Below are 25,350 nucleotides of genomic sequence, written 5' to 3' on the forward strand. Positions count from 1 at the left end.
GAGAAGTTACGATCGTAATTTCTTCGACATGCTCCGTCAAATCGTCCGGTCCGTCCTCGTCGCCCTCGCGATCGCCGTTCCGGCCCGCGCCGCGCCGGATGCCGACGGCCTGGCCCGCGTCTACGTCGAGGCGATCAACAGCGCCGATCCCGCCGCCGTCGAACGCTTCCAGGCGCAGATGACGCCCGAGTTCGCCGCGTCGGTCCCACTGCCCGTCCTCATCGACTACTTCGCCGATCAGCGGCGGATCAGCGGCGGCGGCGTCGACCTCGTGGGCGCGCGGGTCCGGCCCGGCGCCGCGCCCACTCTCGAAGTCGCGCTGCGCAACCGCGTCTACGGCGGCGTACAGGGCGCGACCCTGCCGCTCGTCGGCGACAAGGCTCCCCGCTTCTCGAACCTCGATCTCGTCCCGGCGCCGGCCTGGGTCCCAGCGAGCGGCCCACCCCTCTCTCAGGGGCAATTCGCCGCTCGGGTGGCGGAGCTCGCCGACCGTGGCTGTGCGGCGGGCGTCTTCTCCGGCGCCGTGCTGCTGGCGGCCGGCGACAAAGTCCTGGCCACCCACGCCTGCGGCGAAGCCAGCCGCCGCTACCGCGTCGCCAACACGCCCGACACGCGCTTCAACCTCGGTTCGATGGACAAGATGTTCACCGCCGTGGCGGCCGCGCAGCTCATCGAGACCGGCAAGCTGGACCCGGCCGCCACCATCGACCGCTACCTCGACGCAGGTTGGATCGACCCCGCCGTCGCCCGGCGCGTCACCGTCTGGCAGCTCATGACCCATACGTCGGGCCTGGAGCCCGACTTCCTGACCGCGATGAAGGACAAGGCCCGCACGGGCTTCCGCGAACTGGCCGACTACAAGCCTCTGACCCGCCTCGCCCACACCACCTTCGAGCCCGGGACGAAGTACGAGTACAGCAACACCGGCGTGCTGATCCTGGGCGCCGTCGTCGCCTCGGCGTCGGGCGAGGACTACTTCGCTTACGTCCGCGACCATGTCTTCCGGCCGGCTGGGATGACGGCCAGCGGCGCCTTCGCCGCCGATGATCCGGAGCCCGGCCTCGCTGTCGGCTACTACCGAGCGCAAGGCAGCGCCTACGGCTGGCGCGAGAACACCCTCGACTTCCCGTTGCGCGGCAGCCCGGCGGGCGGCGGCTACGCCACCGTGGGCGACCTGCACCGCTTCCTGCGCGCGGTGCAGACCGGACGGCTCGTCTCACCGGCCTCGCGGGCGAAGCTCTGGACCCGCGCAGCCGGCGGCGACTACGGCGCGGGCTTCGAGACCGTGGACGGCGCGGTGGGCCGCACCGTCGGCCACTCGGGCTTCTACAAGGGGATCAGCACCAAGGCCCGCATCTACCTGGACCGCGGCTACATCGCCGTCGTGCTGTCGAACATCGACCGCGGGGCCGTCCCGCTGCTCGACGCCATCGAGGGCGAGATGTTGCGCGCGCCGAAGGCTGACTGACCCCTATTCGGCCAGGAACGCCTCGGTCGTCTTCATGAACGCGTCCAGGCGGTCGTGATGCACCCAGTGCCCCGCGCCGTCAAAGTTCGCCAGGCGGGCGTTCTTGAAGTGCTGGATGCGCCCGTCCACCACCGGGTCCGACGCCCAGGATTCCGCCCCGCGCACCAGTAGCACCGGCGCTTCGATGCGGCTCCACAGCCGGTGCTGGTCGGCGTGCGAAAGGCCGCCCACGCCGCCGCCCCAGCGGGCGTGGTTGTCGAACTTCCAGGAGTAGGTGCCGTCCTCGTTCTGGTGCGCGCCGTAGACGGTGAGGTGCCGCGCCTGCGCCTCGTTGAGGTGCGGGTTCTCGCTGGCCATGCGCGCCACCGCGTCATCCAGGGTCGCATAGCGGCGCGGCGCGCGGCCCGAGTTCTCACGGCGATCGGTCACCTGCGCGCGGATACGGTCCTCGACCTGCGACTTCGCGAGTTCCGACATTACGGCGGGCGACGGGCCCAGCCCCTCGATCGCGACCAGCTTGCGGACGTTTTCCGGATAGGTCCCGCAGTAGTTCAGCGCGATGCCCGCCCCCAGCGAGTGGGCGATGATGGTCGTCGGCGCCATGCCCTTCTGATGCACGATCTGGGCAAGGTCGTAGATATACGCAGCCATGTCGTAGCCGCCGCCAATGGCCCAGGCGCTGTCGCCATGCCCGCGCAGGTCGGGGGCGATCACGTGGTAGCGGTCGCGCAGCCGTTCGGCCACCCAGTCCCAGTTGCGGCAATGGTCTCGCCCGCCGTGCACCAGCAGGAGCGGCGGCGCATCGGGATTGCCCCAGTCGACGTAGTGCAGCCTCAGACGCTGCGAGAAGTAGAAATGGGAAGTCGGGCCTTCCATGGCGGTCTCCGGCGCAAGTCGGCCTCACCTACCACCTCTGCGGCCGGTGGGTAGACCGTCGGCTATTCCGGCGCGCCCTGCGCCGTGTGCTGGGTCGTCACCGGCGGGGCCAGCACCATGATGGCGGCGAAGGCGACGGAGGCCAGGGCCAGCGCCGTGGCCGCCACCAGGGCCGGCCACATCGGATCGCGCCGCGCCGGGGGCTCGAGCAACGCCCGGGCGCGCGCCACCTCCGAGGGGTCCAGGGCCGAATCGCGCAACGCCATCGGGGCAGCATCCCGCTTGGCGCGCGCCGCGGCAAAGCCTATGGAGCGTCCATGATCCTCGTCGTCGATAACTACGACAGCTTCACCTACAACCTCGTTCACTACCTGAACGAGCTGGGGGCCGAGACGGTCGTGCATCGCAATGATGCGATCACCGTCGACGAGGCGCTGGGCCTTCGGCCCGACGCGGTGCTGCTCAGCCCCGGGCCCTGCACCCCCAACGAAGCCGGCATCTGCCTCCGGCTCATCGGCGAAGCGCCGGAATCCCTGCCGATCCTCGGCGTCTGCCTCGGCCACCAGGCGATCGGGCAGGCGTTCGGCGGCGCGGTCGTCCGCGCGCGCGCCTTGATGCATGGGAAAACGAGCCTGATCCGTCACGACGACACCGGTGTGTTCAGGGCGCTGAAGAATCCGTTCACGGCGACCCGCTACCACTCGCTTTCGGTGGAAAAGGACCTTCTGCCGCAGGTCCTGGAGGCCAACGCCTGGACCGAGGACGGCGAGATCATGGGCGTGCGTCACAGGACCCGCCCGATCCACGGCGTGCAGTTCCACCCGGAATCGATCGCCACCGAATGCGGCCACGAGCTGCTGGCCAACTTCCTCGACCTCGCCGGCGTGAAGCGCGTCGCGCAGGTCTGACGCCGCCTCCCGCCGAGCCGATCATGTCCGACGCCTTCAAGCCGCTGCTGATGCGCCTCGCCGACGGCGCGACCCTCTCCGAGGACGACGCCGAGGCGTTCTTCGCCGCCTGCCTGCGCGGCGAGCCCACGGCGGCCCAGGTCGGCGCGGCGCTCACCGCCATGCGCATGCGCGGCGAGACCCTGGGCGAGATCGCCGCCTGCGCCCGCGCCATGCGCAAGGCCGCGATCCACCTGGAGCCGCCCTATCCCACCATCGACGTCTGCGGCACCGGCGGCGACGGCCTGCACACGCTGAACATCTCGACCGCCGTGGGCTTCGTGGCGGCCGGCGGGGGCCTGAAGGTCGCCAAGCACGGCAACCGGGCGCTCTCGTCGAAGTCGGGCGGCGCCGACGTGCTCTCCGAACTGGGCGTGGCGATCGACGCGGGGCTGGAGCGCCAGCAGAAGGCGCTGGACGAGGCGGGCATCTGCTTCCTGTTCGCCCCGGCCCACCATGGCGCGATGCGCCACGTCTCGCCGCTCCGGGCCGAGCTCGGCTTCCGGACCATCTTCAACCTGCTGGGGCCGCTCACCAATCCGGCGGGCGCCACGCGGCAGGTCGTCGGCGTCTTCGCCGAGCGCTGGGTCGCGCCGCTGGCCCAGGTGCTGGGCGCGCTGGGCTCGGAGCGCGCCTGGGTCGTCCACGGGGGCGGCATGGACGAGATGACCACCACCGGCGAGACCAGCGTGGCCGAACTCCGCGAGGGGCAGGTCCGCCTCTTCACGATCACGCCCGAGGCCGTGGGCCTGCCGCGCGCATCGCTGGCCGACCTCACCGGCGGCTCGCCCGCCCACAACGCCGACGCCCTGCGCCGCCTGCTGGACGGCGAGACGGGCGCCTACCGCGACGTGGTGATGCTGAACGCCGCCGCCGCCTTCTTCGTGGGCGACAAGGTCGAGACCCTGCGCGACGGCGTCGAGCTCGCCGGCCGGGTCATCGACGACGGCCGCGCCCGGGCCGCGCTTTCGAAGCTGGTCGAGATCGCCCCCCTGGTGCGCGAGGGCGCATGAGCGACATCCTCGAGAAGATCGCCGCCTACAAGCGCGAGGAGGTGGCCGATCGGAAGGCTGCGCGCCCGACGGTCGCGGTCGACGGCGTCACGCCCCCCAGAGGCTTCCGCGCCGCCCTGGCGCGCGCCCATGCGCCCGGCCGCCTCGCCCTCATCGCCGAGATCAAGAAGGCCTCGCCGTCGAAGGGCCTGATCCGCGAGGACTTCGACCCGCCCGTCCTGGCCAGGGCCTACGAGGCGGGCGGCGCCGCCTGCCTCTCGGTGCTGACCGACACGCCCAGCTTCCAGGGCGCCGACGCCTACCTGGCCGCCGCGCGCGACGCCGTCGCCCTGCCCTGCATCCGCAAGGACTTCCTGGTCGACCCGTGGCAGGTGGCCGAGAGCCGCGCCCTGGGCGCCGACGCGATCCTCGTCATCCTCGCCATGGTGGACGACGCGCTCGCCGCCGACCTGATGTCGGAGGCCCGCCGCCTGGGCATGGACGCCCTGGTCGAGGTCCACGACGCGCATGAGATGGCGCGCGCCGGCCGCCTGGGCGCCGACCTCGTGGGCGTCAACAACCGCGACCTGCGCACGTTCACGGTCGACCTCGGCATCACCGAGCGCCTGGCCGCCGCCGCGCCGCCCGGCGCCCTCCTCGTCACCGAGAGCGGCATCTTCACGCCGGACGACGCCGCCCGGCTGGAGCGCTCGGGCGCGAAGGCGATGCTGGTGGGCGAGAGCCTGATGCGGCAGGCCGACGTGACGGCGGCGACTCGGGCCCTGCTCGGCTGAGTCGAGCGGCGATTCCCCCGACCGCCGCTTATCGATCCCCTTGTTTCGGAAACACTTTTTCCGGCACGTGGCGCTGTAACTTGACATTAACGGGGAACGCCTGGAGAACATCCACAGAAGTTGGCGGTTTGTTCTGCGAGGACCCGAGATGCTTACCCGCAAACAGCATGAATTGCTCATGTTCATCCATGAGCGGATCAAGGAAACGGGCGTCTCCCCGTCGTTCGACGAGATGAAGGATGCGCTCGATCTCGCCTCCAAGTCCGGCATCCACCGCCTCATCACCGCGCTGGAGGAGCGCGGGTTCCTGCGCCGCCTGCCCCACCGGGCCCGCGCGCTGGAGGTGGTGAAGCTGCCGCAGCAGGCGACGCCCACCGCGCCGCCCAAGGGCCGCGCGCCCTTCAAGCCGCAACTGGTCGACGCGGGCTCGGCGATGCCGGCGGCGGCGAACGACACCCGCGAGCTGCCGATCCTGGGGCGCATCGCCGCCGGCACGCCGATCGAGGCGATCCAGCAGGAGCGCGACCGCATCCCCGTGCCCGAGACGATCCTGGGCGCCGGCGAGCACTTCGTCCTCGAGATCTCGGGCGACTCGATGATCAACGCGGGCATCCTCGACGGCGACTTCGTGGTCATCCGCCGCACCGATAGCGCCGTCTCCGGCGACATCGTCGTGGCTCTGGTGGACGGCGAGGAAGCCACCCTGAAGCGCCTGCGCAAGAAGGGCGCCTCCATCGCCCTGGAGGCCGCGAACCCAGCCTACGAGACCCGCATCTTCGGCCCCGATCGCGTCTCGGTGCAGGGCAAGCTGGTCGGCCTCATCCGCCGCTACCACTAAGGACTCTCCTACCTCCCCCGCGAAGCGGCGGGAGGGGGACCATCCGCCGAAGAGCGGATGGTGGAGGGGGCGAGCTTCAAGCTCGGCAGAGCGGACACCCATGATACAGGGGATGGGGCTCGCCCCCTCCACCACTCGCTCTCCGCTACGCTCGGCGAGCGGTCCCCCTCCCCCGCAGCGCGGGGGAGGTAGGGCGATCTCAGGGCGCTACGAACACGAAGTCCACGATGAACACCCGCTCGCCACGCCCGTGGCGGGCGGTTTTCATGAGGTCTTCCAGATCGGCGAACCCGCCGTCCCGCGCGATCTCGTCGGTGATGTCGGAAAGGTCGACCTCCTGAAGCCGTGTCACCTCGATGCAGCCGTCCAGCAGCGGATAGCGTGCGCCGACCTTCACGCGCGGCGTCAGCCAGAGCCGCACGCTGGAGGTGATCTCGCCCGAGCGGACGCGGGCGCGGAGTCGCTTGGCGAACGTCATCGCGGGTCGTAGCCCCAGGTCCACGGCCGGCGGCCGCGCAGGTCCTGCGCCCAGACGATGCGCCAGCCGGCGCCCGCCCGATAGATCTCGGCCGCCCCGCCGGCCGCGAAGTCCGCGCCTGTCAGCACCAGCGGCGCCGGGCAGCTCTCCGGCCGGACGTCGTTGCGCAGCACCACGATGTCGGCGTTGCGGCAGAGCTCCTCAAGGCGGCCGGCCTTCAGCGGCCGGCGCAGGTTCCATGCCGCCGCGAGCTTCACCGGCGCTGTCGGCCCGGGCGCGCAGCTCCACCGGTCGCACGCGAACCGCGCATCCCGCTCGGCCTCGCTGACGAGCGGCGTGAGCCCGCGCCGCCGCGACCAGAGCTCGGCCCCGAACAGCTTTACGTCCGGCCGCAGCAGCACCGACGCCTGGCCCTCGCGCACGGCCACCGCCGCTCCGTCGGCGGCGATCCAGACGTCGGGCGCGGGCGGTCGCGGGACCACCAGCACGGCGGCGGCGACCGGCACGCCGATCCAGCGCAGCGGCCCGCGCCACAGGCAGGCGAACAGCAGCCCCAGGAAACTCACCGGCAGCACCCAGTCGGGGGCGCTCGGCACCACCACCTGCGACATGGGCGCCGCCGCGGCCCAGGCGGCGATCCGGTTCATCAGCCCGATCGACCAGCCCGCCACCTCCAGCGGCGCCTGGCCGAGGCCGAGCGGCGTCAGCGCCGCGCCCAGCGCCAGGCCCGGCATCATCAGGAACGACGAGATCGGCGCGACGGCGAGATTGGCGAACAGGCCCCAGGTCGAGACGCGGTTGAAATGCTGGATCGCGAACGGCCCCGTGGCCAGCCCCGCCACGAAGCTCACCGCGATGCTGGCGGCCGTCCACGTCACCGCGCCCTGGACGATGCGGATGGCCCAGGGGACCTTGATCTCCCGGATCGGCCGCGGCCAGATCTCGGCCAGGGCCACCAGCGCCGCCGTCGCCGCGAACGACATCTGGAAGCCCGGCTCGGTCACCGCCTCGGGCTGCAACAGCAGCACGCCCATGGCCGCCAGCGCCAGCGCGTGCAGGCTGATCGCCTGGCGGTCCGCCAGGATCGCGGCGAACGCCACCGCCGCCGTGATCGCCGCCCGCTCGGCCGGCGGCGGCGCGCCGGACAGCACGAGGTAGCCGCCCACCGCCGCCAGGCCCACCAGCGCGGCGGCCTTCTTCCCATGCACGCGCAGCGCCAGCCACGGCCAGCAGGCGATCAGCAGCCGCGCCAGCCCGAACGCGAAGCCGCCGACGATCGCCATGTGCAGCCCGCTGATCGAGACGATGTGCGCCAGCCCCGCCGCGCGCAGGTTGTCCACCTGCTCGCGCGGGATGAACGCCTCGTGGCCGGTCGTCATGGCCGCCGCCAGCCCGCCCGTCCCGGGTCCCAGCGCGTCCACGATCCGCTGCGTGAGCGCCCAGCGCGTCGCATTGACCCGCATCGCCAGGGCGAGCCGCCACGGCGGCGTGACGCCGGCCTCGACCGCCTCCGGCGGCCGTAGCGCCAGGCCCACCGCGCCGACGCTCTCGAAGTAGGCGTCGCGGGCGAAGTCGTAGGACCCGGGGCTCGCCGGCGACGGCGGCGGGTTCAGGATCGCCAGCAGGCGCACCGTCTCGCCCGGCGCCGGCAGCGGCGTCCCCGGCCGCAGCGTGGCGCGCATGCGGATCGGCGTCGCCTCGGGCGGCCAGTCGCCGACGCGGATCGGCGCCAGCAGCAGCCGCTGGCCGCCGACGCCCGGTGAGGCGATGTCGACCACGAACGCGTCGACCCACTGCGGCCGCGCCCCCGCCTGCGCCACGGGCGCCTTCACCGCCTCGGCCCGCAACTTGGCGACCGCGAAGCCGCCCACAGCGCAGGCGCCCAGCACCAGCGTCATGGTCACGCCGCGCCAGCGGCTCCAGCGCGTCGCCGCCAGCAGCGCCACAGCCGCCACGACCAGCGTCCACGCCACCCACGCCTGCGGCTCGCGCAGCAGGCCGAAGTAGAGCCCGCAGCCCAGGCCCAGCGCTACGGGCGTCCACAGCGTCCAGCGGTCCGCCTGCAGATCGGCCTGCTCCGTCAGCCAGCCCGCGATCCGCCGCAGGCTAGGAAGGCCGCGAAGCCGCGTGCTAAGTGGCGCCGCCTCCGCGGAGGCCGCCGCTCCCGCCCTCTCGAGATCGCCCGACCCCACGATGTCCGCCCCCGCCCCCACCGATCGTCCCGTCCGGACCCGGATCGCCCCGTCGCCCACCGGCATGATGCACATTGGCACCGCCCGCACGGCGTTGTTCAACTGGCTATACGCGCGCCATACGGGTGGGAAGTTCCTCCTGCGCGTGGAGGACACCGACCGCGAGCGTTCGACCGACGCGGCCGTGCAGGTGATCCTGGACGGCCTGAAGTGGCTGGGCATGGACTGGGACGAGGCGCCGGTCTTCCAGTTCGCCCGCGCCGACCGCCACCGGGAGGTCGCAGCCGAGCTCCTGGCGAAGGGCGAAGCCTATCGCGACTACATGCTCCCCGAGGAGCTGGAGGCCGAGCGCGAGCGCGCCCGCGCCGAGGGCCGCGTCGTGCGCACGCCCTGGCGCGACGCCGATCCGTCCACCTGGCCCGACCGCGCCTACGCGGTGCGCCTGAAGAGCCCGCTGGACGGCGAGACGATCGTCGCCGACGCGGTAAAGGGCGAGGTGAGGTTCCAGAACGCCGGGCTGGACGACCTGATCCTGCTGCGCTCGGACGGCAACCCGACCTACAACCTGGCCGTCGTGGTGGACGACCACGACATGGGCATCACCCACGTCATCCGCGGCGACGACCACCTGAGCAACGCCGCGCGCCAGACGATCATCTACAAGGCCATGGGCTGGGACGTGCCGGTCTGGGCGCACCTGCCGATGATCCACGGCCCCGACGGCGCGAAGCTCAGCAAGCGCCACGGCGCCCAGTCGGTCACCGAGTTCGACGACATGGGCTACCTGCCCGAGACCCTGCGCAACTACCTGGCCAAGCTGGGCTGGGGCCACGGCGACGACGAGATCTTCTCCGACGCCCAGGCCGCCGAGTGGTTCGACATCCACGACGTCGTCAGCGCGCCGGCCCGCCTCGACTGGGCCAAGCTCAACCACGTCAACAACCACTACATCCGCCTGGCCGAGCCCGAGCGCCTGGCCGGCCTCGTCGCGAAGATCCTCAAGAGCCGCGGCGTGGCGCTGAAGCAGGGCGACGCGGCGCTGATCGCCCGCACCATCCCGTTCGTCCGCGACGGCGCCAAGACGACGCTGGAACTGGCCGACGCCGTCGTCTTCGCGCTGAAGGTCCGGCCCCTGGACGTGCCCGAGAAGACCCGAACCCAACTCGCCGAACCGGAGATGGCGGAGCGGTTCACGAAACTGCGCACGGCGCTGGGGGAGGTCGCCGACTGGAGCGTGCCCGGACTTGAAGAGTCCCTGCGCAAGTTCGCGGAATCAGAGGGGATCGGGCTTGGGAAGTTCGGTCCGCAACTGCGGGCGGCGCTGTCCGGCGGCGCCCCCGCCCCTGACCTAGCGGGAACCATGACGGCGCTCGGCCGCGACGAGAGCCTCGGCCGGATCGACGACGCGCTTTCTCCGGCCGCATAAAGGGGTATAAGCGCCGACGAACGGATGTTTCATTTCGCAACCGCGAAGGGGGTCTCATGGCTGAATCGGCGAAGTTCCAGGTCGACGGCAAGACGGTCGAACTGCCCGTGATGCGGGGCACCGATGGCCCGGCCGTGGTCGACATCCGCAAGCTCTACGGCGACGCCGACGTCTTCACCTACGACCCGGGCTTCACGTCGACGGCCTCCTGCGAGAGCAAGATCACCTTCATCGACGGTGACAAGGGCGTGCTGCTGCATCGCGGCTACCCGATCGACGAACTGGCCGAGAAGTCCAGCTTCCTGGAGGTCTGCTACCTCCTGCTCCACGGCGAGTTGCCGACCGCGGCCGAGTTCGCCGAGTTCGACAAGAACATCACCTACCACACGATGGTGCATGAGCAGGTCGACCGCTTCTTCCAGGGCTTCCGCCGCGACGCCCACCCGATGGCCATCATGTGCGGCGCGGTCGGCGCGATGAGCGCCTTCTACCACGACAGCACCGACATCAACGATCCCGAGCAGCGGATGATCTCCGCCCACCGGCTGATCGCCAAGATGCCGACGCTGGCGGCGCGCGCCTTCAAGTACTCGCGCGGCCAGCCGTTCGTGTACCCGCGCAACGAGCTCTCCTACGCCGAGAACTTCCTGCGCATGTGCTTCTCGGTCCCGGCCGAGGACTGGAAGCCGAACCCCGTCCTGGCCAAGGCCATGGACCGCATCTTCATCCTGCACGCCGACCACGAGCAGAACGCGTCGACCTCGACGGTGCGCCTCGCCGGCTCGTCGGGGGCCAATCCGTTCGCCTGCATCGCGGCGGGCATCGCCTCGCTCTGGGGCCCCAAGCACGGCGGCGCGAACGAAGAAGCGCTGAACATGCTGAAGGAGATCGGGACGGTCGACCGGATCCCCGAGTTCGTCCAGGGCGTGAAGGACCGCCGCTACCTGCTCATGGGCTTCGGCCACCGGGTCTACAAGAACTACGACCCCCGCGCGAAGGTCATGCAGAAGTCCTGCCACGAGGTGCTGGAGGCCGTCGGCGCCCAGAACGACCCGCTGCTGCAGGTGGCGATGGAGCTCGAGAAGATCGCCCTGAGCGACGAGTTCTTCATCGAGCGCAAGCTCTACCCGAACGTCGACTTCTACTCCGGCATCACGCTGCGCGCCCTGGGCTTCCCGCCCGAGATGTTCACCGTGCTGTTCGCCCTGGCCCGCACCGTCGGCTGGATCGCCCAGTGGAAGGAGATGATCGAGGACCCGTCGCAGAAGATCGGCCGCCCGCGGCAGATCTACACCGGCGCCCCGCAGCGCAGCTACGTGGCGGTCGACAAGCGCTGACGCGCGATCAGGTCCAGGACGGCGGACGCCGCGGCCTCGTTCGGATCGGGGCCGCCGCGTCCCATCTTCAGCAACGCCGCGTTCTGCCGCTCGACCTGCCGCGCCCGCAGGCCGGCGTCGTCGAGGCGTAGCGCGACCTCGCGCGCGAGCGCGGGCCCGTTGCAGTCCGCCTGGATCATCTCGGGCGCCACGAAGTCCTGGGCGGCGATGTTGAACAGGGTCACGTACTTCGTGCGGATCAGCCGCTTCAGGACGGCGTAGGTCACCGGCGCCAGCCGATAGGCCACCACCATCGGGCAGCCCGCCAGCGCCAGCTCGGTCGTGACCGTGCCCGAGCAGGCCAGCGCCACCGTCGCGGCCTTCATCGCCGAGCGCTTGGCGGCGTCGCCCTCGACCACCTGCGCCCGGTGCGGCCAGCCGGCGACCCGCGACTTCACCAGCCCGGCCACCGTCGGCGCCGCCGCGACGACCACATGCAGGTCCGGCCGCCCGGCCTTCAGGCGATGGACGGCGTCCTCGAACGCCGGCATCACCCGCTCGATCTCGGACGGCCGGCTGCCGGGCAGCACCAGCAGGATCGGCTCGTCCGGCGCCGCGCCGATCTCCGCGCGCAACCCGGCCGGATCGGCCGCCGAGAAGTCGATGGCGAGCGTCGAGTCGCCCACGAACACCGTCTTCAGCCCCTCGCGCTCGAAGGCCGCGCCGTCGAAGGCGTGGATGGTCAGCAGGAGGTCGTACCAGCGCGCCGCCGTCCGCGCGCGCCCGGGCCGCGACGCCCAGACCTGCGGGCCCACGTACTTCACCAGCGGCAGCGCCGGGGACTGCCGTCGCAGGCGATGCGCCACGCGCAGGGTGAAGCCCCAGGAGTCGATCAGGACAGCCACGTCCGGCGGCTCCCGCGCGGCGACGGCCGCGGCCTCGTCGGCCCGGCGCACCACCTTGCCGTAGGCCATCAGGCCCTCCAGCAGGCCGAAGATCGAGAGCTCCGCGATGTCGAACGGGCTCGTGAGCCCCTCCCCGCGCATCCGCTGGCCACCGACGCCCACGAACCGGACGCCCTCGCCCAGCTTCGCCTTCAGCGCCCGCATGAGCCCCGCGCCGCGGTCGTCGCCCGAAGCCTCCGCGGCGACCAGCATCACCGTGAGCGGCCGCGCCGTCATGGCGGCGGCTCGACGCCCAGGATGAAGACCCCGAGCTCGTCGGCCAGTGCGATCACCGCCTCGCGGTCCAGCACGAGCAGCCCCCCCGCCTCGCCCACGATCCCCGCCAGGCCGGCCCGCGCCACGCCCTGCACCGTCGCCAGCCCGATGGTCGGCAGGTCCACCCGCGTCTCCTGGATCGGCTTCGGCGCCTTGGCCAGCACGCCGAGGCCCGCGCCCGCGCGGCCCCTCAGGTGCGCCGGCAGGCCGGCCACCCGCGCCAGCATCGCGTCGGTGCCCTCCTGCGCCTCCACCGCCAGCACCAGGCCTTGCGCCACGACCGCCGCCTGCCCGACGTCCAGCCGGCCGATCGCGCGCGCCACCTCCAGCGCGCGGCCCGCGTCCGCCCTGTCCTCGGCCGAGGGCTCGCGTCGCCCCAGCAGGCCGGCGGGCAACGACAGGTCGTCCATCACCTCGTGCGCCCCCTCGACCGCGAAGCCCTCCTTCTCGAACGCGCCGACGAGGACGCGCAGCATGGCGTCGTCGCCCTGGCGCGCGGCGGCCGCCACCTTCGGCAGCAGCATCAGGCCGCGGAGGTCGGGCATCAGGCTCGCGAAATCCGGCCGCGCCACCTCGCCGGCCAGGCAGATCGAGCGGCACCCCGCCCGCTTCAGCGCCTTCAGGCACTTTCCGAGCTCGGCCAGCCCCACCTCGGCCCCGGCGTAGTCGCCGAGGCCCTCGCCGGCGAACCCCTTCAGCCGGATGACGAACAGCGGCCGCCCGGAGCGTTCGCAGTGCCGGGCGATCTCCACCGGCAGGCCCCCGCCGCCGGCGATGAGGCCGAGCTTCTGCATCGCCGCTAGAGTTCCCGCTCGGGCAGGCAGAGCGGGCGGCTGGCGTCGGCGCGGATGAAGTCGATGATCTCCATCACCGGCGGCGAGCGGCCGAAGGTGGCGGCCGTATCGTCGATCCGCTCCTGGAACGTGCCTTCCTCGGCGAACATCAGGCGGTAGGCCGAGCGCAGCGCGCTGACGGTCTCGCGATCGAAGTTCCGCCGCTTGAGGCCCACGAGATTGAGCCCCTCGAGATGGGCGTGGTTGCCCCAGACCATCCCGTAGGGAATCACGTCCTTGGTCACCGCGGCCAGGCCGCCGATGAACGAGTAACGCCCCACGCGGCAGAACTGATGGACGGCCGCGAGCCCGCTGACGGTGACGAAGTCGCCCACCACGACGTGGCCGCCCAGGGTCGCCCCGTGCGCCAGCACCACGTTGTCGCCGACGATGCAGTCGTGGCCGATGTGGCTCGTGGCCATGAAGAAGCCGTCGTCGCCCACGCGGGTCACGCCGTCCTCGCCGGGACCGCCGATGTGCATCGTGACGTGTTCCCAGATCCGGTTGCGGTCGCCGATGATCAGCTCGGTGGGCTCGCCCTTGAAGCCGGTATGGTGCGGCGGCCCGCCCAGGTTGGCGAAGTTCCTGACCGAGCAGTCCACGCCGATGGTGGTGCGGTTCTCGATCACCACATGCGCCAGCACCTGGGTGCGCGCGCCGATCCTCACGTGCTCGCCGATGATGCTGTAGGGGCCGACCGACACGCCGTCGGCCAGTTCCGCCCCCTTGGCGACGAGGGCGGTCGGGTGGATGTCGACGCTCAACGGCTCAGGTCTCCACGACCATGGCGGCGAACTCGCATTCGGCGGCCACCTTGTCGCCCACGAGGGCCTGGCCGGCGAACTTGAAGACGTCGCCGCGATGACGGACCACTTTCACCGGCATGCGCACCACGTCGCCGGGCCGCACGGGCGAGCGGAACCGGCAGTTGTCGGCCGACATGAAGAAGATCGCCTTGCCGCCCACGTCCACGTCCAGCGACTTCGACATCAGCACGGCCCCGGTCTGGGCCATGGCCTCGATCAGCAGCACCGCCGGCATCACCGGATAGTGCGGGAAGTGCCCCGGGAAGAACGGCTCGTTCACCGTCACGCACTTGATGCCGACGATGGATTCCGAGGCCCTGTAGTCCTCGCACCGGTCCACCAGCAGGAACGGATGACGGTGCGGGATCCGCTCCATGATCTCGGTGATGTCGATATCGGTGGGATTCGCCGCCACCGGGGCTCTTCGCGCCATCAGTTTCCCCCCGACCTGCGGTTGGCCATGCGGGCCAGCCAGGCCGTTTCCTTCAGCCATTCACGGATGGGCCGCGCCGGCATCCCGCCCCAGGTCTCGCCGGCCGGGATGTCCTTCATGCAGCCCGCGGCGGCGCCGACGCGGGCCCCCGCGCCGATGGTCACGTGGTCGGCGACCCCGGCCCGGCCGCCGAACTGGGCTCCGTCCCCGATCGTCACGCTGCCCGAGATCCCCGTATGGGCGGCCATCACGCAGTTGCGTCCCACGCGGACGTTGTGGGCGATCTGCACCAGGTTGTCGATCTTGGTGTTCTCGCCGATGACGGTGTCGTCGTAGGCCCCGCGGTCCACGGTCGAATTGGCCCCGATGGACACGCCGTCCTGGATGATCACGCGGCCCAGTTGCGGGATGTCGATCAGCCCCTTGGGGCCGACGGTGGCGCCGAATCCGGGCTCGCCGATCCGTGCGCCCGCCAGCACCTTCACCCGGTCGCCGATCAGCGCGAAGCCGATGCTGACGTTCGGGCCGATGTCGCAGTCGCGCCCGATCGCGACCCCCGGCCCGATCACCGTGTTCGGCCCGATCCGCGTGCCGCGCCCGATCTGCGCCGCCGGGCCGACGACCGCGCCGGCGCCCAGCACGACGCCGTCCTCCAGCTTCGCGTCCGCGGCCAGGCGCGCCGTTCCCGCATCGCGGGGGCGGTGCAGGCGCTGGGCGGCGAGCGCATAGGCGCCTTGCGGATTCGCCGCGATCAGCATGGCGCAGCCGTCGGGGGCGAACCCCTCGGCCCCGCGGGGCGCAAAGCAGCCCGCCGGCCGCGCCTCGGCGAGCTGGGCCGCATAGCGCCTGTCGGTCAGGAACGTGATGCTGTCGGGACCGGCGTGGGCCAGCACGGCCACCCGGCCCACCATCCGGTCGCCCGCGCGCGCATCCACGAGCTCGGCGCCGGTCAGGCGGGCGAGCTCGTGGAGTGGCGCCGGGCCCAGGTCCTCGAAGAAGCGCGGGTCGGGCATGGCCTGGGTTCTAGGCCGCTTCGGCCCGCGCGTCAGTCCTATCCGTCGCCTACTTGCGCGGAGCCGCCGCCGCGGCCGGCGCGCCCTGCTGGTCGAGCCGCTCGCGATCGAAGGCGAACTGGGTGATCTTGGCGTTCAGCGCCGTCACCACCTGCGGGGTGAGGTCGGTGGCCGGATTGGCCAGCACGATCACCTGGCGGTTGAAGAGCATGGCGCAGCCCTTGGCCTGGTAGGCCTGGCGGATCAGCGGCTCCATCTCGTTGCCGATGCGGTCGATGGCCTTCTGCTGCGTCGCCTGCAGCTCCTGCTCGCGCAGTTGGCGCTTACGGGCGAAGGCGTTGGCCTTCACCTGCACGGCGGCGGCGCGCTGCTCGAAGGCGTCCTGCGCCAGCGTCGCGCGCTGGGCGTCGATCGCCTTGGCTTCGTTGTCGATCGCCGTGCCTTCGGACGTCAGCTCGGCGTTCACCTGTCCGGCGAGCTGCTGGATGCGCGTCTGCACGTACTTGCCGACCGTCGAGTTGGCCAGCACGCCTTCCGGCGAGACGATGCAGAGGCCGGCCGGAGCCGCGCCGTGCGTCACTTGCGGAGCCGCAGCGGCCGCGGGAGCCGGGGCCTGGGCGGTCGCGGTGGTCGCGCCCGTGAGCGCGAGGGCCACGGCGGTTCCCGCCACGGCGAAGGTCTTGAACGTCATCTTTTCCTAGAACCTGGTTGAAGTGGAGAACCGGAAGAGTTCCTTCCTGTCGTAGTCTTCCTTGGCCAAAATTCGGCTGAAGTCGAAGCGGATCGGCCCCATCGGCGATTTCCAGAAGACGCTCAGGCCCGCCGAGGCGCGAAGCGACAGGTCGTCGCGGATGCAGACGTTGCGCGTGCCGGGCGTGGCCAGGTTCGGGATCGTCTGGGTCGGGTCGGTCGGGCTCGGAAGCGTCGGGTTCAGGCAGTCGACGTCGCCCGGCTGGTAGGTCTTGTCGCGCTTGTCGAGCATGCCCAGCGTACCGATGTCGCTGAACAGCGCCGCCTTGATCCCGTACTGCTCGGGCAGGAAGGTCGGCACCGTCAGCTCCACGGTGGTGATCGCATAGGTCTTGCCGCCCAGGGCGTCGGCCCGTTGCAGCGAGATGTCGCGCGGACCGATGCCGGCGGTCTCGAACCCGCGGAAGGTCAGGCCGCCCTTGTAGTAGCGGTCGTTGATCCGCACGTCGTCGCCGGCCCAGCCGACCACATAGCCGGCCGACCCGACGATCGAGAAGATGAAGTCCTTGGTGAAGCCGTGGAACCAGCCCGCCTCGATATCGGTGCGCACGTAGTTCACGTCGCCGCCCAGGCCCGCGACGTCCTGGTTGAAGTCGATGTAGTAGCCGCGGGTGGGGTTCAGGTAGTCGTTCCGCCGGTCGAGGCGCGCGCCGTAGCCGACCAGCGACGTCAGGCGCTTGCCGACCTGGCCGCAGAGCGCCGTCGACAGCACCTGGCCCTGGGTCGGGTCGCAGTAGAAGTCGTCGATGTCGATGTCTTCCTGGCGCAGCGTGTAGCGCACCGACCCGCGGCTATCGATGCTGAGCGGGAAGCTCGTGCGCAGGCTGAAGCCCACCGTGGCGGTCTTGTAGGCCGAGAAGTCCGAGTAATCGAGGCGGTAGGCGAACAGGTCCACGCCCGCCGCCAGGTCGCGGTTCAGGAACCGGGGCTCGGTGAAGGAGAAGTCGAGCTGCTGGCGCAGCGAGCCCACCGAAATCCGCGCCCGCACGTCCTGGCCGCGGCCGCGGAAGTTGCGCTGGGTGACCCCCAGGTCGAGCACGAGCTGGTCCACCGACGAATAGCCGGCCGAGAACGAGAGCTCGCCCGTCGGCTGTTCCTCGACCTTCACCTGCAGCGCGGTGCGGTCGGGCGCAGAGCCCGGGACCTCGGTGATGTTGACGTCCTTGAAGTAGCCCAGCGCGCGGATCTGGCGCTTGGACCGGTCGACCAGGGCGCGGTTGTAGGCGTCGCCTTCCACGACGCTCATCTCGCGGCGGATCACGTAGTCCAGGGTCTGGGTGTTGCCGACGATGTCGATGCGGTCGACGTAGACGCGCGGGCCTTCGTTGACCTGGAAGGTCACGTCGACGACGCCCTTCTCGCGGTCCGGCGTGTAGCGCGGCCGCACGTCCACGAAGGCGAAGCCCGCGGCGCCGGCGGCGAAGGTGAGCGCGTCGGTCGCCTGCTCGATCGCCTCGTCCTGGTAGGTCGAGCCCGACCGGATCGGCACCAGGGCGGTCAGCACGTCCTTGTCCAGCTTCTGCAGCGTCGTCTCGACGTTCAGCTTGCCGAACCTGTACCGCGGGCCTTCGTCGACCGTGTAGGTGATGACGAAGCCGTTCTTGTCGGGGGCCAGCTCGGCCACCGCCGAGGAGACGCGGAAGTCGTAGTAGCCGCGGTTGCGGTAGTGCTTCCGGAGCTGCTCCTTGTCGTACTCCAGGCGGTCCGGGTCGTAGTTGGCGTTGTTCGAGAAGAACTTGTACCAGCGGCTCTCCTCGGTCACGACCACGTCGCGCAGGTCGTTGTCGCTGAAGGCCTTGTTGCCCAGGAAGTTGACCGAGAGGATGCCGCTCTTGGGGCCTTCGTCGATCTTGAAGATCAGATCGACGCGCTTCTGCGGCAGTTCGATGATCTGCGGCGTCACCGTGGCCGAGATCCGGCCCGACCGACGATAGAGTTCGACGATCCGCTGCACGTCGCCCTGCGCCTTGGCGCGCGTGAAGATGCCCCGCGGGCGCACCGTCACCTCGTCGCGCAGCTTGTCTTCCTTGAGGCCCTTGTTCCCCTCGAAGATCACCCGGTTGATGATCGGGTTCTCGACGACGGTGACGATCAGGTCGCCGTTCTGGAAGTCGATCTGCACGTCGGCGAACAGGTCGGTGCGGAACAGCGCCTTCAGCGCCAGGTCGATCTTCGCCGAATCGACCGCCTCGCCCGGCTGCACCGGCAGGTAGGAGACGACCGTCGACTGCTCGATCCGCTCGTTGCCCTGGACCAGGATCCGCTGGATGACCCCGCCCTGCTCCTGCTGGGCGTTCGCGATACCGGGCGCGACCAGGGCCGTTGTCCCGAAGAGAAGGGCAACGCCAGTGGCGAGCGCGGCGCAGGGTACGCGGGTTCTAAGCATCGAATCAGCCGTTTGAGGGGACGAGCGGGCTTACGAGAATAGCCCGCCGAACAGATTGAACACACGGTTGCGCTGCAAATCGTTCCAGGTGGCGAACAACATCAAACCGAGAACGAGTGCAAGCCCAACGCGGTACCCTGCCGCCTGAACCTTGGCGGCAAGAGGGCGGCGCGCCACGGCCTCGTACGCATAGAACAGCAGGTGTCCCCCATCGAGCACAGGCACGGGCAGCAGGTTCATGAACCCGATGCTGACCGAGATCAGCGCCGCGAGCTGGAGCAGGTTGATCCCGGAGCGGAAGATCTTGTCGCCGAAGTTCTCCGAGCTGTCGGCGCCCAGGGTGGCCACGTTCTTCGCGACGCTGGCGATGCCCAGCGGTCCGCGCAGCTCGTCGGCGCGCACCTGCCCGGTGATCATCCGGCCCAGGTAGTAGACGGTGGTCTCCAGCGTATGCCACGTCTTCACCGCACCGCGCGTGACGGCCTCGATCGGCCCGTAGCGGATCTGGATGAAGTCGTCGCGCGATTGCGCGGGCGCGATGCCCAGCAGGCCCAGGCGCTGCTTGCCGGCCACCGGGTCGTTGGTCTCGTTCCAGCGCGGTGTGGCGGTCAGATGCACCTCGCGCCCGCCCCGCTGCACGACGAACTCGGTCGGCACCTCGGCGCGGACGCTGATGATCTCCTTCACCTCGTCGAAGCGCTGGATCTTGCGGCCGGCCGCCTCCACGATCAGGTCGCCGGCCCGGAAACCCGCGGCGGCGGCCGGCGTGTCCGGGGCCACCGTCGCCACGCGCGCCGGCACCACCCACTCGCCGAACGCCATCAGGAGGCCCGCGAAGATCGCGATCGCCAGCAGGAAGTTCGCGATGGGTCCCGCGCCCACGATGATCGCGCGCTGCCAGATCGGCTTGAAGTGGAAGTAGCGGTTGATCTCCGCGCCGCGCCCCTGGGCGATCAGCGCCTGGCGCATGCCCTTCAGGTCTTCGGCGTCGGGGATGGACGCGGCGTTCTCGTCGCCGGCGAAGCGGACGTAGCCGCCGATCGGCGCCCAGCCGATCCGCCACTCCACGCCCGACCTGTCGGTCCAGTGGGCGATGGCGCGCCCGAAGCCGATCGAGAAGCGGTCGATCTTGGTCCCCAGCCACTTGGCGGCCAGGAAGTGACCCAGCTCGTGGACCGTCACCACCACGCCCAGGACGAGCAGGAACGGAACCACATAGAGCAGGATGGTCTGGAGGATCTGCATCGGGGCTGTTGCTCCTAGGCGGCGGCGAGGTCGTGGACGACCGCGTCCGCCACGCGCCGCGCGGCGGCATCGGTTCGTCGAGCGCTCTCCAACGCGTCGTTCGGCGTGGAGAAGTCGTCCGTGCGGTCCATCCGCTCCAGCGTTTCGGCCACCACGTTCGGGATATCCAGAAAGCCGATGCGCCGGTCAAGGAAAGCCGCCACCGCGCGCTCGTTGGCCGCATTCATGGCCGCCGGCGCCGGACCGCCCGCGGCCAGGGCCTGCTTGGCGATGGCGAGCGCCGGGAACTTCTGCGGATCGGGATGCTGGAACTTCAGCGGGCCGGCGGTCACGAGGTCCAGCTTGGGCGCGGGCCACGGCAGGCGGTCGGGCCAGGCGAAGGCGCAGGCGATCGGCGGGCGCATGTCGGGCGGCCCGAGCTGGGCCAGCGTCGAGCCGTCGGCGTACTCCACCAGCGAATGGATGATCTGCTGCGGGTGGACCAGCACCTCGATCCGCTCGGGCGGCATGGCGAACAGGTAGGCCGCCTCGATCACCTCCAGGCCCTTGTTCATCATGGTCGCCGAGTCGACCGAGATCTTGGCGCCCATCGAGAAGTTCGGGTGCGCGATCGCCCGCTCGGGCGTGGCCGCCGCCATCTCGTCGCGGCTGGCGTCGCGGAACGGGCCGCCCGACGACGTCAGGATCAGCTTCGAGACCTGCGCGGCGATGGTCGGGTCCAGCACCTGGAAGATCGCCGAGTGCTCCGAGTCGACCGGGATCACCGCCCCGCCCGCCAGCTTCGCCGTCCGCAGCAGCGAGGGGCCGGCGCAGACCAGGCTCTCCTTGTTGGCCAGCGCCACCACCGCCCCCGCCCGCGCCGCCGCCAGCGTGGGCGCGAGGCCTGCGAAGCCCACGATGGCCGACATCACCCACTGGGCGTCGGCGCCGGCCACGTCCGCCACCGCCCGCGCGCCTGCCGCGGCTTCGACGCCCGAGCCCTTCAGCCGCTCGCGCAACTCGGCCAGCTTCGTCTCGTCCTCGATCACCGCCAGCTTCGGCCGCCAGCGCAGCGCCTGCTCGGCCAGCCGCGCCGCGTTGCGCCCCGCCGTCAGGCCCACGACCTCGACGTCCACGCCGGCCTGCTCGAACAGGTCCAGCGTCGAGACGCCGATCGAGCCCGTCGAGCCCAGGACGCTGACCTTGCGCGGCAGGTTCAATGTCCCCATCCTAGCTGGTTCGCGAGCCGAAGCGCCGCCATCACCACCACAGCAAACATCAGGCCATCCACCCGATCCAGCAGCCCGCCGTGACCGGGGATGAGATCGCCCGAATCCTTCACGCCGAAACGCCGCTTCAGCGCCGATTCCCAGAGATCCCCGGCCATGGTCGCCAGGCCCACGGTGAACCCGATGAGGCCGGTGGCCCAGACGTTGAGCTGGAACGGCTGGATCATCGGCCAGAACGCGCGCAGCAGGTCGGGCAACGTCTCCACGCCGATCGCCGCCAGCGTCGCGGCGACGAGGCCGCCGAAGAAGCCCGACCAGGTCTTGTTCGGCGAGAACCGCGGCCACAGCTTCGGCCCCTTCAGGATGCTGCCGACCGCGAACGCCCCGATGTCGGCCGACCATGTCGCGGCGAACAGCATGATCGTCCACCAGTTGCCCTGGTTGGTCTGCTGCAGCCACACGAGGCACAGCGCGGCGGGCGCGATGTAGAGCACGCCGTACGCCGCGTCGGCGGGCCGCTCCGCCACCCCCCGCGCCACCACGGCCGCGCCGGCCGCCGCCAGGAAGATCGCGCCCCAGGCCCAGATGAAGTCACCCCGGTAACCCACGAAGATCGCGATCAGAACCGCCGCCGCGACGGCCGCCGCGACCCGCGTCGGCGACACCGGCGCGCTCATCCCGCCCCATTCGATCGCGAGCAGCGCCACGCCGATCGCGATCAGGACGAGATAGGGCCAGCCGCCGAACCACGCGGCGGCCAGGGCGGCCGGCACCAGCACCACGGCCGACGCGACGCGCAGGCCGAGGTTGGACCAGTCGAACCGCTTAACCGGCGGCAAGGACGTCATCGGCGACGATTGCGCCGTAGCGCCGGTCCCGCGCGGCGAATTCCGCCAGCGCCGCCTTGAGGTGCTCTTCCCCATAGTCGGGCCAAAGCACGTCCTGGAAGACGAGTTCCGCGTAGGCGGCCTCCCAGAGCAGGAAGTTCGACAGCCGCTGCTCCCCCGAGGGCCGCACGATCAGGTCCGGCGGCGGCGCATCCGCCGTGGCCAGCATGCTCCCGAACATCGCTTCGTCCATCTCGGAGGGATCGCGCCGCCCCGCGGCGACCTCCTCGGCGAAGCGGCGGGCCGTCGCGGCGATGTCGGCCTGGCTGCCGTAGTTGAAGGCGATGTTGAGGTTGAAGACGCTGTTGTGCGCCGTGCGCGCCTGGGCGTCCTCGACCAGGCGCACGAGCTCCTTGGGAAGCCCCTCGCGCTGGCCGATCACCCGCACGCGGACGCCTTCGCGCTCCAGGCGGCCGAGGTCGGTCTCGAAGTAGCGCTTGGGCAGGGCCATCAGCTCGGCCACCTCGGCGGCGGGACGACTCCAGTTCTCGGTGGAGAAGCCGAAGACGGTCAGCCAGCCGATGCCCAGCCCGGGCGCCGCGGAGACCGTGCGGCGCAGCGATTCCACCCCGGCCCGATGGCCCAGCGGCCGCGGCAGCCGGCGCTGCTTGGCCCAGCGGCCGTTGCCGTCCATCACGATCGCCACGTGCAGGGGCCGGCTCCCTTCGGGAGCGCCCGCAAACGGTAGCTTCTCGGCGGCGGCCATGGAGGGAACGCTATCCTTCACGCAGGTTCAGACCTGCATGATCTCCTGCTCTTTTGTTTTCAAGGCTTCGTCGATGCGCTTGATGGCTTCGTCGGTGATCTTCTGCACCTCCGTCTCCATCCTCTTCTCCTCGTCCTGGCTGATGACGTGGTCCTTCTCGGCCTTGCGGCAGTCGTCGTTGGCGTCGCGCCGGACGTTGCGCACAGCGATCCGCTGCTGTTCGGCGTACTTGCCGGCGAGCTTCGCCAGGTCCTTGCGGCGGTCCTCGGTGAGCGGCGGGATCGGCAGGCGCAGGGTCTGGCCGTCGACCACGGGGTTCAGGCCCAGGTCCGAGGCGCGGATGGCCTTCTCCACCGAGACCACGAGGCCGCGGTCCCACACGTTGATGGTGATCATCCGCGGTTCCGGCACGCTGATCGCGCCCACCTGGTTCAGCGGCGTGCTCGCGCCGTAGGCTTCGACGTGGATCTGGTCGAGCAGGCTGGCCGAGGCGCGGCCGGTGCGCAGCGAGCCGAACTCGTCCTTGAGGGCGGCGATGGCCTTGTCCATCCGGGCCTTGTAGGTCGCAAGCACGGGCTTCTCGGCGGTGGCCATGTCGGGCGTCTCCGTATTCCTGGTCGTGGACTTTAGCGTCTAGGCGATGGTCGTGAAGACGCCTTCGCCGTTCAGCACCTTCAGCAGGTTGCCCCGCTCGCGGATGTTGAACACCACGATCGGGATCTTGTTGTCGCGCATCAGCGAGACCGCCGAGGCGTCCATGACCTTCAGGTCCCTGGCCAGCACGTCGGTGTAGCTGAGCGTCTTGTAGCGCTCCGCCTTCGGGTCCTTCTTCGGGTCGGCGGTGTAGACCCCGTCCACGCTGGTGCCCTTGAACAGCGCCTCGCAGCCCATCTCGGCCGCCCGCAGCGCCGCGCCCGAGTCGGTGGTGAAGAACGGGGCGCCCACGCCCGCGGCGAAGATCACCACCCGCCCCTTCTCCAGGTGCCTGAGCGCCCGGCGGCGGATGTAGGGCTCGCAGACCGCTTCCATCGGGATCGCCGACTGCACGCGGGTGAAGACGCCGATCTTCTCCAGCGCCGCCTGCACCGCCAGCGCGTTCATCACGGTCGCCAGCATGCCCATGTAGTCGGCGCTGGCCCGCTCCATGCCCGCCTCGGCCAGGGCCGCGCCGCGGAAGATGTTGCCGCCGCCCACGACCACGCACACCTGCACGCCGGCGCGCGCGACCTGGGCGATCTCCTCGGCCACCGCCCCCAGGGTCTTGGGATCGATCCCGAAGCTGTCGCCCCCGACGCCCGCCTCGCCCGAGAGCTTCAGGAGGATGCGCTTGTAAGGGGCGTCGGCCATCGGGTGAGTCTCTTCGGAAGCTGGGGGAACATACAGCGCTGCCGCTGCCCGTCGAGGTGGAAGCCGGCCCCGCGCCAGGCATCGGCATCACCAGGATCACCGTTGCCATCTCTCGCGGAGATGGCAAAGGGGCGCCGCACGTCGAACGTGCGGCGCCCCGGGTCTTGGTGCAGGTGCGGTTTAGGCCGCGCCGGTCATCGAGGCCACTTCGGCGGCGAAGTCGGGGCCTTCCGGACCCTTGTCGACGCCCTCGCCGAGCGCGAAGCGCACGAAGCCCTTCAGCGCGACCGGCGAGCCGACGCTCTTGGCCGTCTCGGCCACGAGCTGCTCGATCGTCTGGTCAGGGTTCATGACGAACGGCTGGACCATGAGCACGACTTCTTCCTGCCACTTGCGGATGCGGCCCTCGACCATCTTCTCGGCGATCTCGCGGGGCTTGCCCGACTCGATCGCCATCTGGGTCTGGATTTCGCGCTCCTTGGCGACGACGCCCGGATCCAGATCGGCCGAGGTCAGCGCCAGCGGCGGGGTCGGCGTACCGGCCACGTGGAGCGCGATCTTGCGCGCCACTTCGGCCAGCGTGGCCTGATCGCCGGCGCCTTCCAGCGCCACGAGCACCGCCAGCTTCGCCACGTCGTCGCCCTGCTTGTTGTGCAGGTAGAGCGCGACGGCGCCCTGATCCACCGCGAGCCTGGCGGCGCGGCGGATGCGCATGTTCTCGCCGATCGTGGCGATCAGGTTGGTCACCACGTCGCTGACGACTTCGCCCTTGGAGGTCTTGGCCGCCGCGATGGCGTCCACGGTCCCGTCGGTTCCCAGCGCCACGGTCGCGAATTCACGCGCCGCGCTCTGGAACTGGTCGTTCTTGGCCACGAAGTCGGTCTCGGCGTTGAACTCGACGAGAGCGCCCGACTTGCCGTCGGCGGCGATCTTGCCGGCCACCAGACCTTCGGCCGCCGCGCGGTCGGCCTTCTTGGCCGCCTTCGCGATGCCCTTGGTCCGCAGCCAGTCCATCGACGCCTCGACGTCGCCGTTGTTCTCCTGCAGCGCCTTCTTGCAGTCCATCATGCCGGCGCCGGATTTTTCGCGCAGGTCCTTGACCAGCGCAGCGGTGATTTCCGCCATGGTCAGCTCCTTGAGAAAGAGACTCGTGAATCGGGACGGCCCTTCGATGAGGGCCGTCCGTCAG

The 25,350-nt window shown here is 70.7% G+C and carries 25 protein-coding genes; 7 read left to right on the forward strand and 18 right to left on the reverse strand.

All coding sequences use genetic code 11. From position 1 onward, the window contains the following. Positions 1 to 28 precede the first annotated feature (28 nt). A complete protein-coding gene (locus KF737_RS01540) occupies positions 29 to 1,468 on the forward strand; it encodes a serine hydrolase (RefSeq protein ID WP_296449657.1) in 1,440 nt (479 codons plus the stop codon). Between the two features lie 3 nt (positions 1,469 to 1,471). Here KF737_RS01540 and KF737_RS01545 read toward each other — a convergent pair whose 3' ends face one another. Together KF737_RS01545 and KF737_RS01550 are read right to left on the reverse strand one after the other, a co-directional pair. Beyond that, entirely contained in the window at positions 1,472 to 2,344 is an 873-nt protein-coding gene (locus KF737_RS01545; RefSeq protein WP_296449660.1) for an alpha/beta hydrolase, read from the reverse strand. 62 nt (positions 2,345 to 2,406) lie between these two features. Continuing rightward, the gene (locus KF737_RS01550; RefSeq protein ID WP_296449662.1) at positions 2,407 to 2,610 is read right to left on the reverse strand and encodes a hypothetical protein; all 204 of its coding nucleotides are present in this window, start codon (positions 2,608 to 2,610) and stop codon (positions 2,407 to 2,409) included. Between the two features lie 51 nt (positions 2,611 to 2,661). Here KF737_RS01550 and KF737_RS01555 point away from each other — a divergent pair, with 51 nt between their 5' ends. The 4 genes from KF737_RS01555 (at position 2,662) to lexA (ending at position 5,915) form a co-directional block, all read left to right on the forward strand. Continuing rightward, on the forward strand, positions 2,662 to 3,252 hold the full coding sequence (locus KF737_RS01555; protein WP_296449665.1) for an aminodeoxychorismate/anthranilate synthase component II: 591 nt from the start codon (positions 2,662 to 2,664) through the stop codon (positions 3,250 to 3,252). 23 nt (positions 3,253 to 3,275) lie between these two features. Further along, positions 3,276 to 4,304 carry an anthranilate phosphoribosyltransferase gene (trpD, locus tag KF737_RS01560; RefSeq protein WP_296449668.1) on the forward strand — a complete coding sequence of 343 codons (1,029 nt, stop codon included), beginning with the start codon at positions 3,276 to 3,278 and terminating at the stop codon, positions 4,302 to 4,304. After that, positions 4,301 to 5,077, forward strand: coding sequence for an indole-3-glycerol phosphate synthase TrpC (gene trpC, locus KF737_RS01565; protein ID WP_296449671.1), 777 nt, complete (start codon positions 4,301 to 4,303; stop codon positions 5,075 to 5,077). The genes trpD and trpC overlap by 4 nt, the downstream gene beginning before the upstream one ends. A gap of 148 nt (positions 5,078 to 5,225) precedes the next feature. Next, positions 5,226 to 5,915, forward strand: coding sequence for a transcriptional repressor LexA (gene lexA, locus KF737_RS01570; RefSeq protein WP_296449674.1), 690 nt, complete (start codon positions 5,226 to 5,228; stop codon positions 5,913 to 5,915). 199 nt (positions 5,916 to 6,114) lie between these two features. On the opposite strand, the gene KF737_RS01575 is transcribed toward lexA, so the two are convergent. Further along, the gene (locus KF737_RS01575; protein WP_296449676.1) at positions 6,115 to 6,393 is read right to left on the reverse strand and encodes an ASCH domain-containing protein; all 279 of its coding nucleotides are present in this window, start codon (positions 6,391 to 6,393) and stop codon (positions 6,115 to 6,117) included. Then, complete coding sequence (locus KF737_RS01580; protein WP_296449678.1) at positions 6,390 to 8,660, reverse strand: ComEC/Rec2 family competence protein; 2,271 nt, start codon at positions 8,658 to 8,660, stop codon at positions 6,390 to 6,392. Before KF737_RS01580 ends, KF737_RS01575 begins: the two co-directional genes overlap by 4 nt. Here KF737_RS01580 and gltX point away from each other — a divergent pair. Together gltX and gltA are read left to right on the forward strand one after the other, a co-directional pair. After that, a complete protein-coding gene (gene gltX, locus KF737_RS01585; protein ID WP_296449680.1) occupies positions 8,587 to 10,011 on the forward strand; it encodes a glutamate--tRNA ligase in 1,425 nt (474 codons plus the stop codon). The genes KF737_RS01580 and gltX overlap by 74 nt on opposite strands. 56 nt (positions 10,012 to 10,067) lie before the next feature. Further along, entirely contained in the window at positions 10,068 to 11,348 is a 1,281-nt protein-coding gene (gltA, locus tag KF737_RS01590) for a citrate synthase (RefSeq protein WP_296449682.1), read from the forward strand. Here gltA and lpxB read toward each other — a convergent pair. The 14 genes from lpxB to tsf all read right to left on the reverse strand — a co-directional run bounded on the left by lpxB (position 11,324) and on the right by tsf (position 25,286). Further along, entirely contained in the window at positions 11,324 to 12,508 is a 1,185-nt protein-coding gene (gene lpxB / locus KF737_RS01595; protein WP_296449683.1) for a lipid-A-disaccharide synthase, read from the reverse strand. The two genes, gltA and lpxB, sit on opposite strands and share 25 nt — an antisense overlap. After that, complete coding sequence (locus KF737_RS01600) at positions 12,505 to 13,341, reverse strand: LpxI family protein (protein ID WP_296449684.1); 837 nt, start codon at positions 13,339 to 13,341, stop codon at positions 12,505 to 12,507. The genes lpxB and KF737_RS01600 overlap by 4 nt, the downstream gene beginning before the upstream one ends. Positions 13,342 to 13,346: 5 nt before the next feature. Beyond that, on the reverse strand, positions 13,347 to 14,144 hold the full coding sequence (gene lpxA, locus KF737_RS01605) for an acyl-ACP--UDP-N-acetylglucosamine O-acyltransferase (RefSeq protein WP_296449686.1): 798 nt from the start codon (positions 14,142 to 14,144) through the stop codon (positions 13,347 to 13,349). A 4-nt stretch (positions 14,145 to 14,148) separates the two neighbouring features. After that, positions 14,149 to 14,619, reverse strand: a complete 471-nt coding sequence (gene fabZ / locus KF737_RS01610) for a 3-hydroxyacyl-ACP dehydratase FabZ (protein ID WP_296449688.1) — start codon at positions 14,617 to 14,619, stop codon at positions 14,149 to 14,151. Further along, on the reverse strand, positions 14,619 to 15,632 hold the full coding sequence (lpxD, locus tag KF737_RS01615; RefSeq protein ID WP_296449690.1) for a UDP-3-O-(3-hydroxymyristoyl)glucosamine N-acyltransferase: 1,014 nt from the start codon (positions 15,630 to 15,632) through the stop codon (positions 14,619 to 14,621). The genes fabZ and lpxD overlap by 1 nt, the downstream gene beginning before the upstream one ends. A 49-nt stretch (positions 15,633 to 15,681) precedes the next feature. Then, positions 15,682 to 16,323, reverse strand: a complete 642-nt coding sequence (locus KF737_RS01620) for an OmpH family outer membrane protein (protein ID WP_296449691.1) — start codon at positions 16,321 to 16,323, stop codon at positions 15,682 to 15,684. A gap of 6 nt (positions 16,324 to 16,329) precedes the next feature. Beyond that, positions 16,330 to 18,768, reverse strand: a complete 2,439-nt coding sequence (gene bamA, locus KF737_RS01625; RefSeq protein WP_296449693.1) for an outer membrane protein assembly factor BamA — start codon at positions 18,766 to 18,768, stop codon at positions 16,330 to 16,332. 30 nt (positions 18,769 to 18,798) lie between these two features. Then, positions 18,799 to 20,013 carry an RIP metalloprotease gene (locus KF737_RS01630; RefSeq protein WP_296449695.1) on the reverse strand — a complete coding sequence of 405 codons (1,215 nt, stop codon included), beginning with the start codon at positions 20,011 to 20,013 and terminating at the stop codon, positions 18,799 to 18,801. Positions 20,014 to 20,027: 14 nt separating this feature from the next. Beyond that, positions 20,028 to 21,221: a 1-deoxy-D-xylulose-5-phosphate reductoisomerase gene (dxr, locus tag KF737_RS01635; protein WP_296449697.1), complete on the reverse strand. Its 1,194-nt coding sequence runs from the start codon at positions 21,219 to 21,221 to the stop codon at positions 20,028 to 20,030. After that, positions 21,209 to 22,069 carry a phosphatidate cytidylyltransferase gene (locus KF737_RS01640; protein ID WP_296449699.1) on the reverse strand — a complete coding sequence of 287 codons (861 nt, stop codon included), beginning with the start codon at positions 22,067 to 22,069 and terminating at the stop codon, positions 21,209 to 21,211. Before KF737_RS01640 ends, dxr begins: the two co-directional genes overlap by 13 nt. Then, entirely contained in the window at positions 22,047 to 22,814 is a 768-nt protein-coding gene (uppS, locus tag KF737_RS01645) for a polyprenyl diphosphate synthase (protein WP_296449701.1), read from the reverse strand. Before uppS ends, KF737_RS01640 begins: the two co-directional genes overlap by 23 nt. Before the next feature lie 27 nt (positions 22,815 to 22,841). Continuing rightward, a complete protein-coding gene (gene frr, locus KF737_RS01650; protein ID WP_296449703.1) occupies positions 22,842 to 23,408 on the reverse strand; it encodes a ribosome recycling factor in 567 nt (188 codons plus the stop codon). 39 nt (positions 23,409 to 23,447) lie between these two features. Further along, complete coding sequence (pyrH, locus tag KF737_RS01655; RefSeq protein ID WP_296449704.1) at positions 23,448 to 24,161, reverse strand: UMP kinase; 714 nt, start codon at positions 24,159 to 24,161, stop codon at positions 23,448 to 23,450. A 180-nt stretch (positions 24,162 to 24,341) separates the two neighbouring features. Further along, positions 24,342 to 25,286 carry a translation elongation factor Ts gene (tsf, locus tag KF737_RS01660; RefSeq protein ID WP_296449706.1) on the reverse strand — a complete coding sequence of 315 codons (945 nt, stop codon included), beginning with the start codon at positions 25,284 to 25,286 and terminating at the stop codon, positions 24,342 to 24,344. Between the last annotated feature and the right edge of the window lie 64 nt (positions 25,287 to 25,350).

This window comes from Phenylobacterium sp., from assembly GCF_019636135.1.
Lineage (GTDB): Bacteria > Pseudomonadota > Alphaproteobacteria > Caulobacterales > Caulobacteraceae > Phenylobacterium.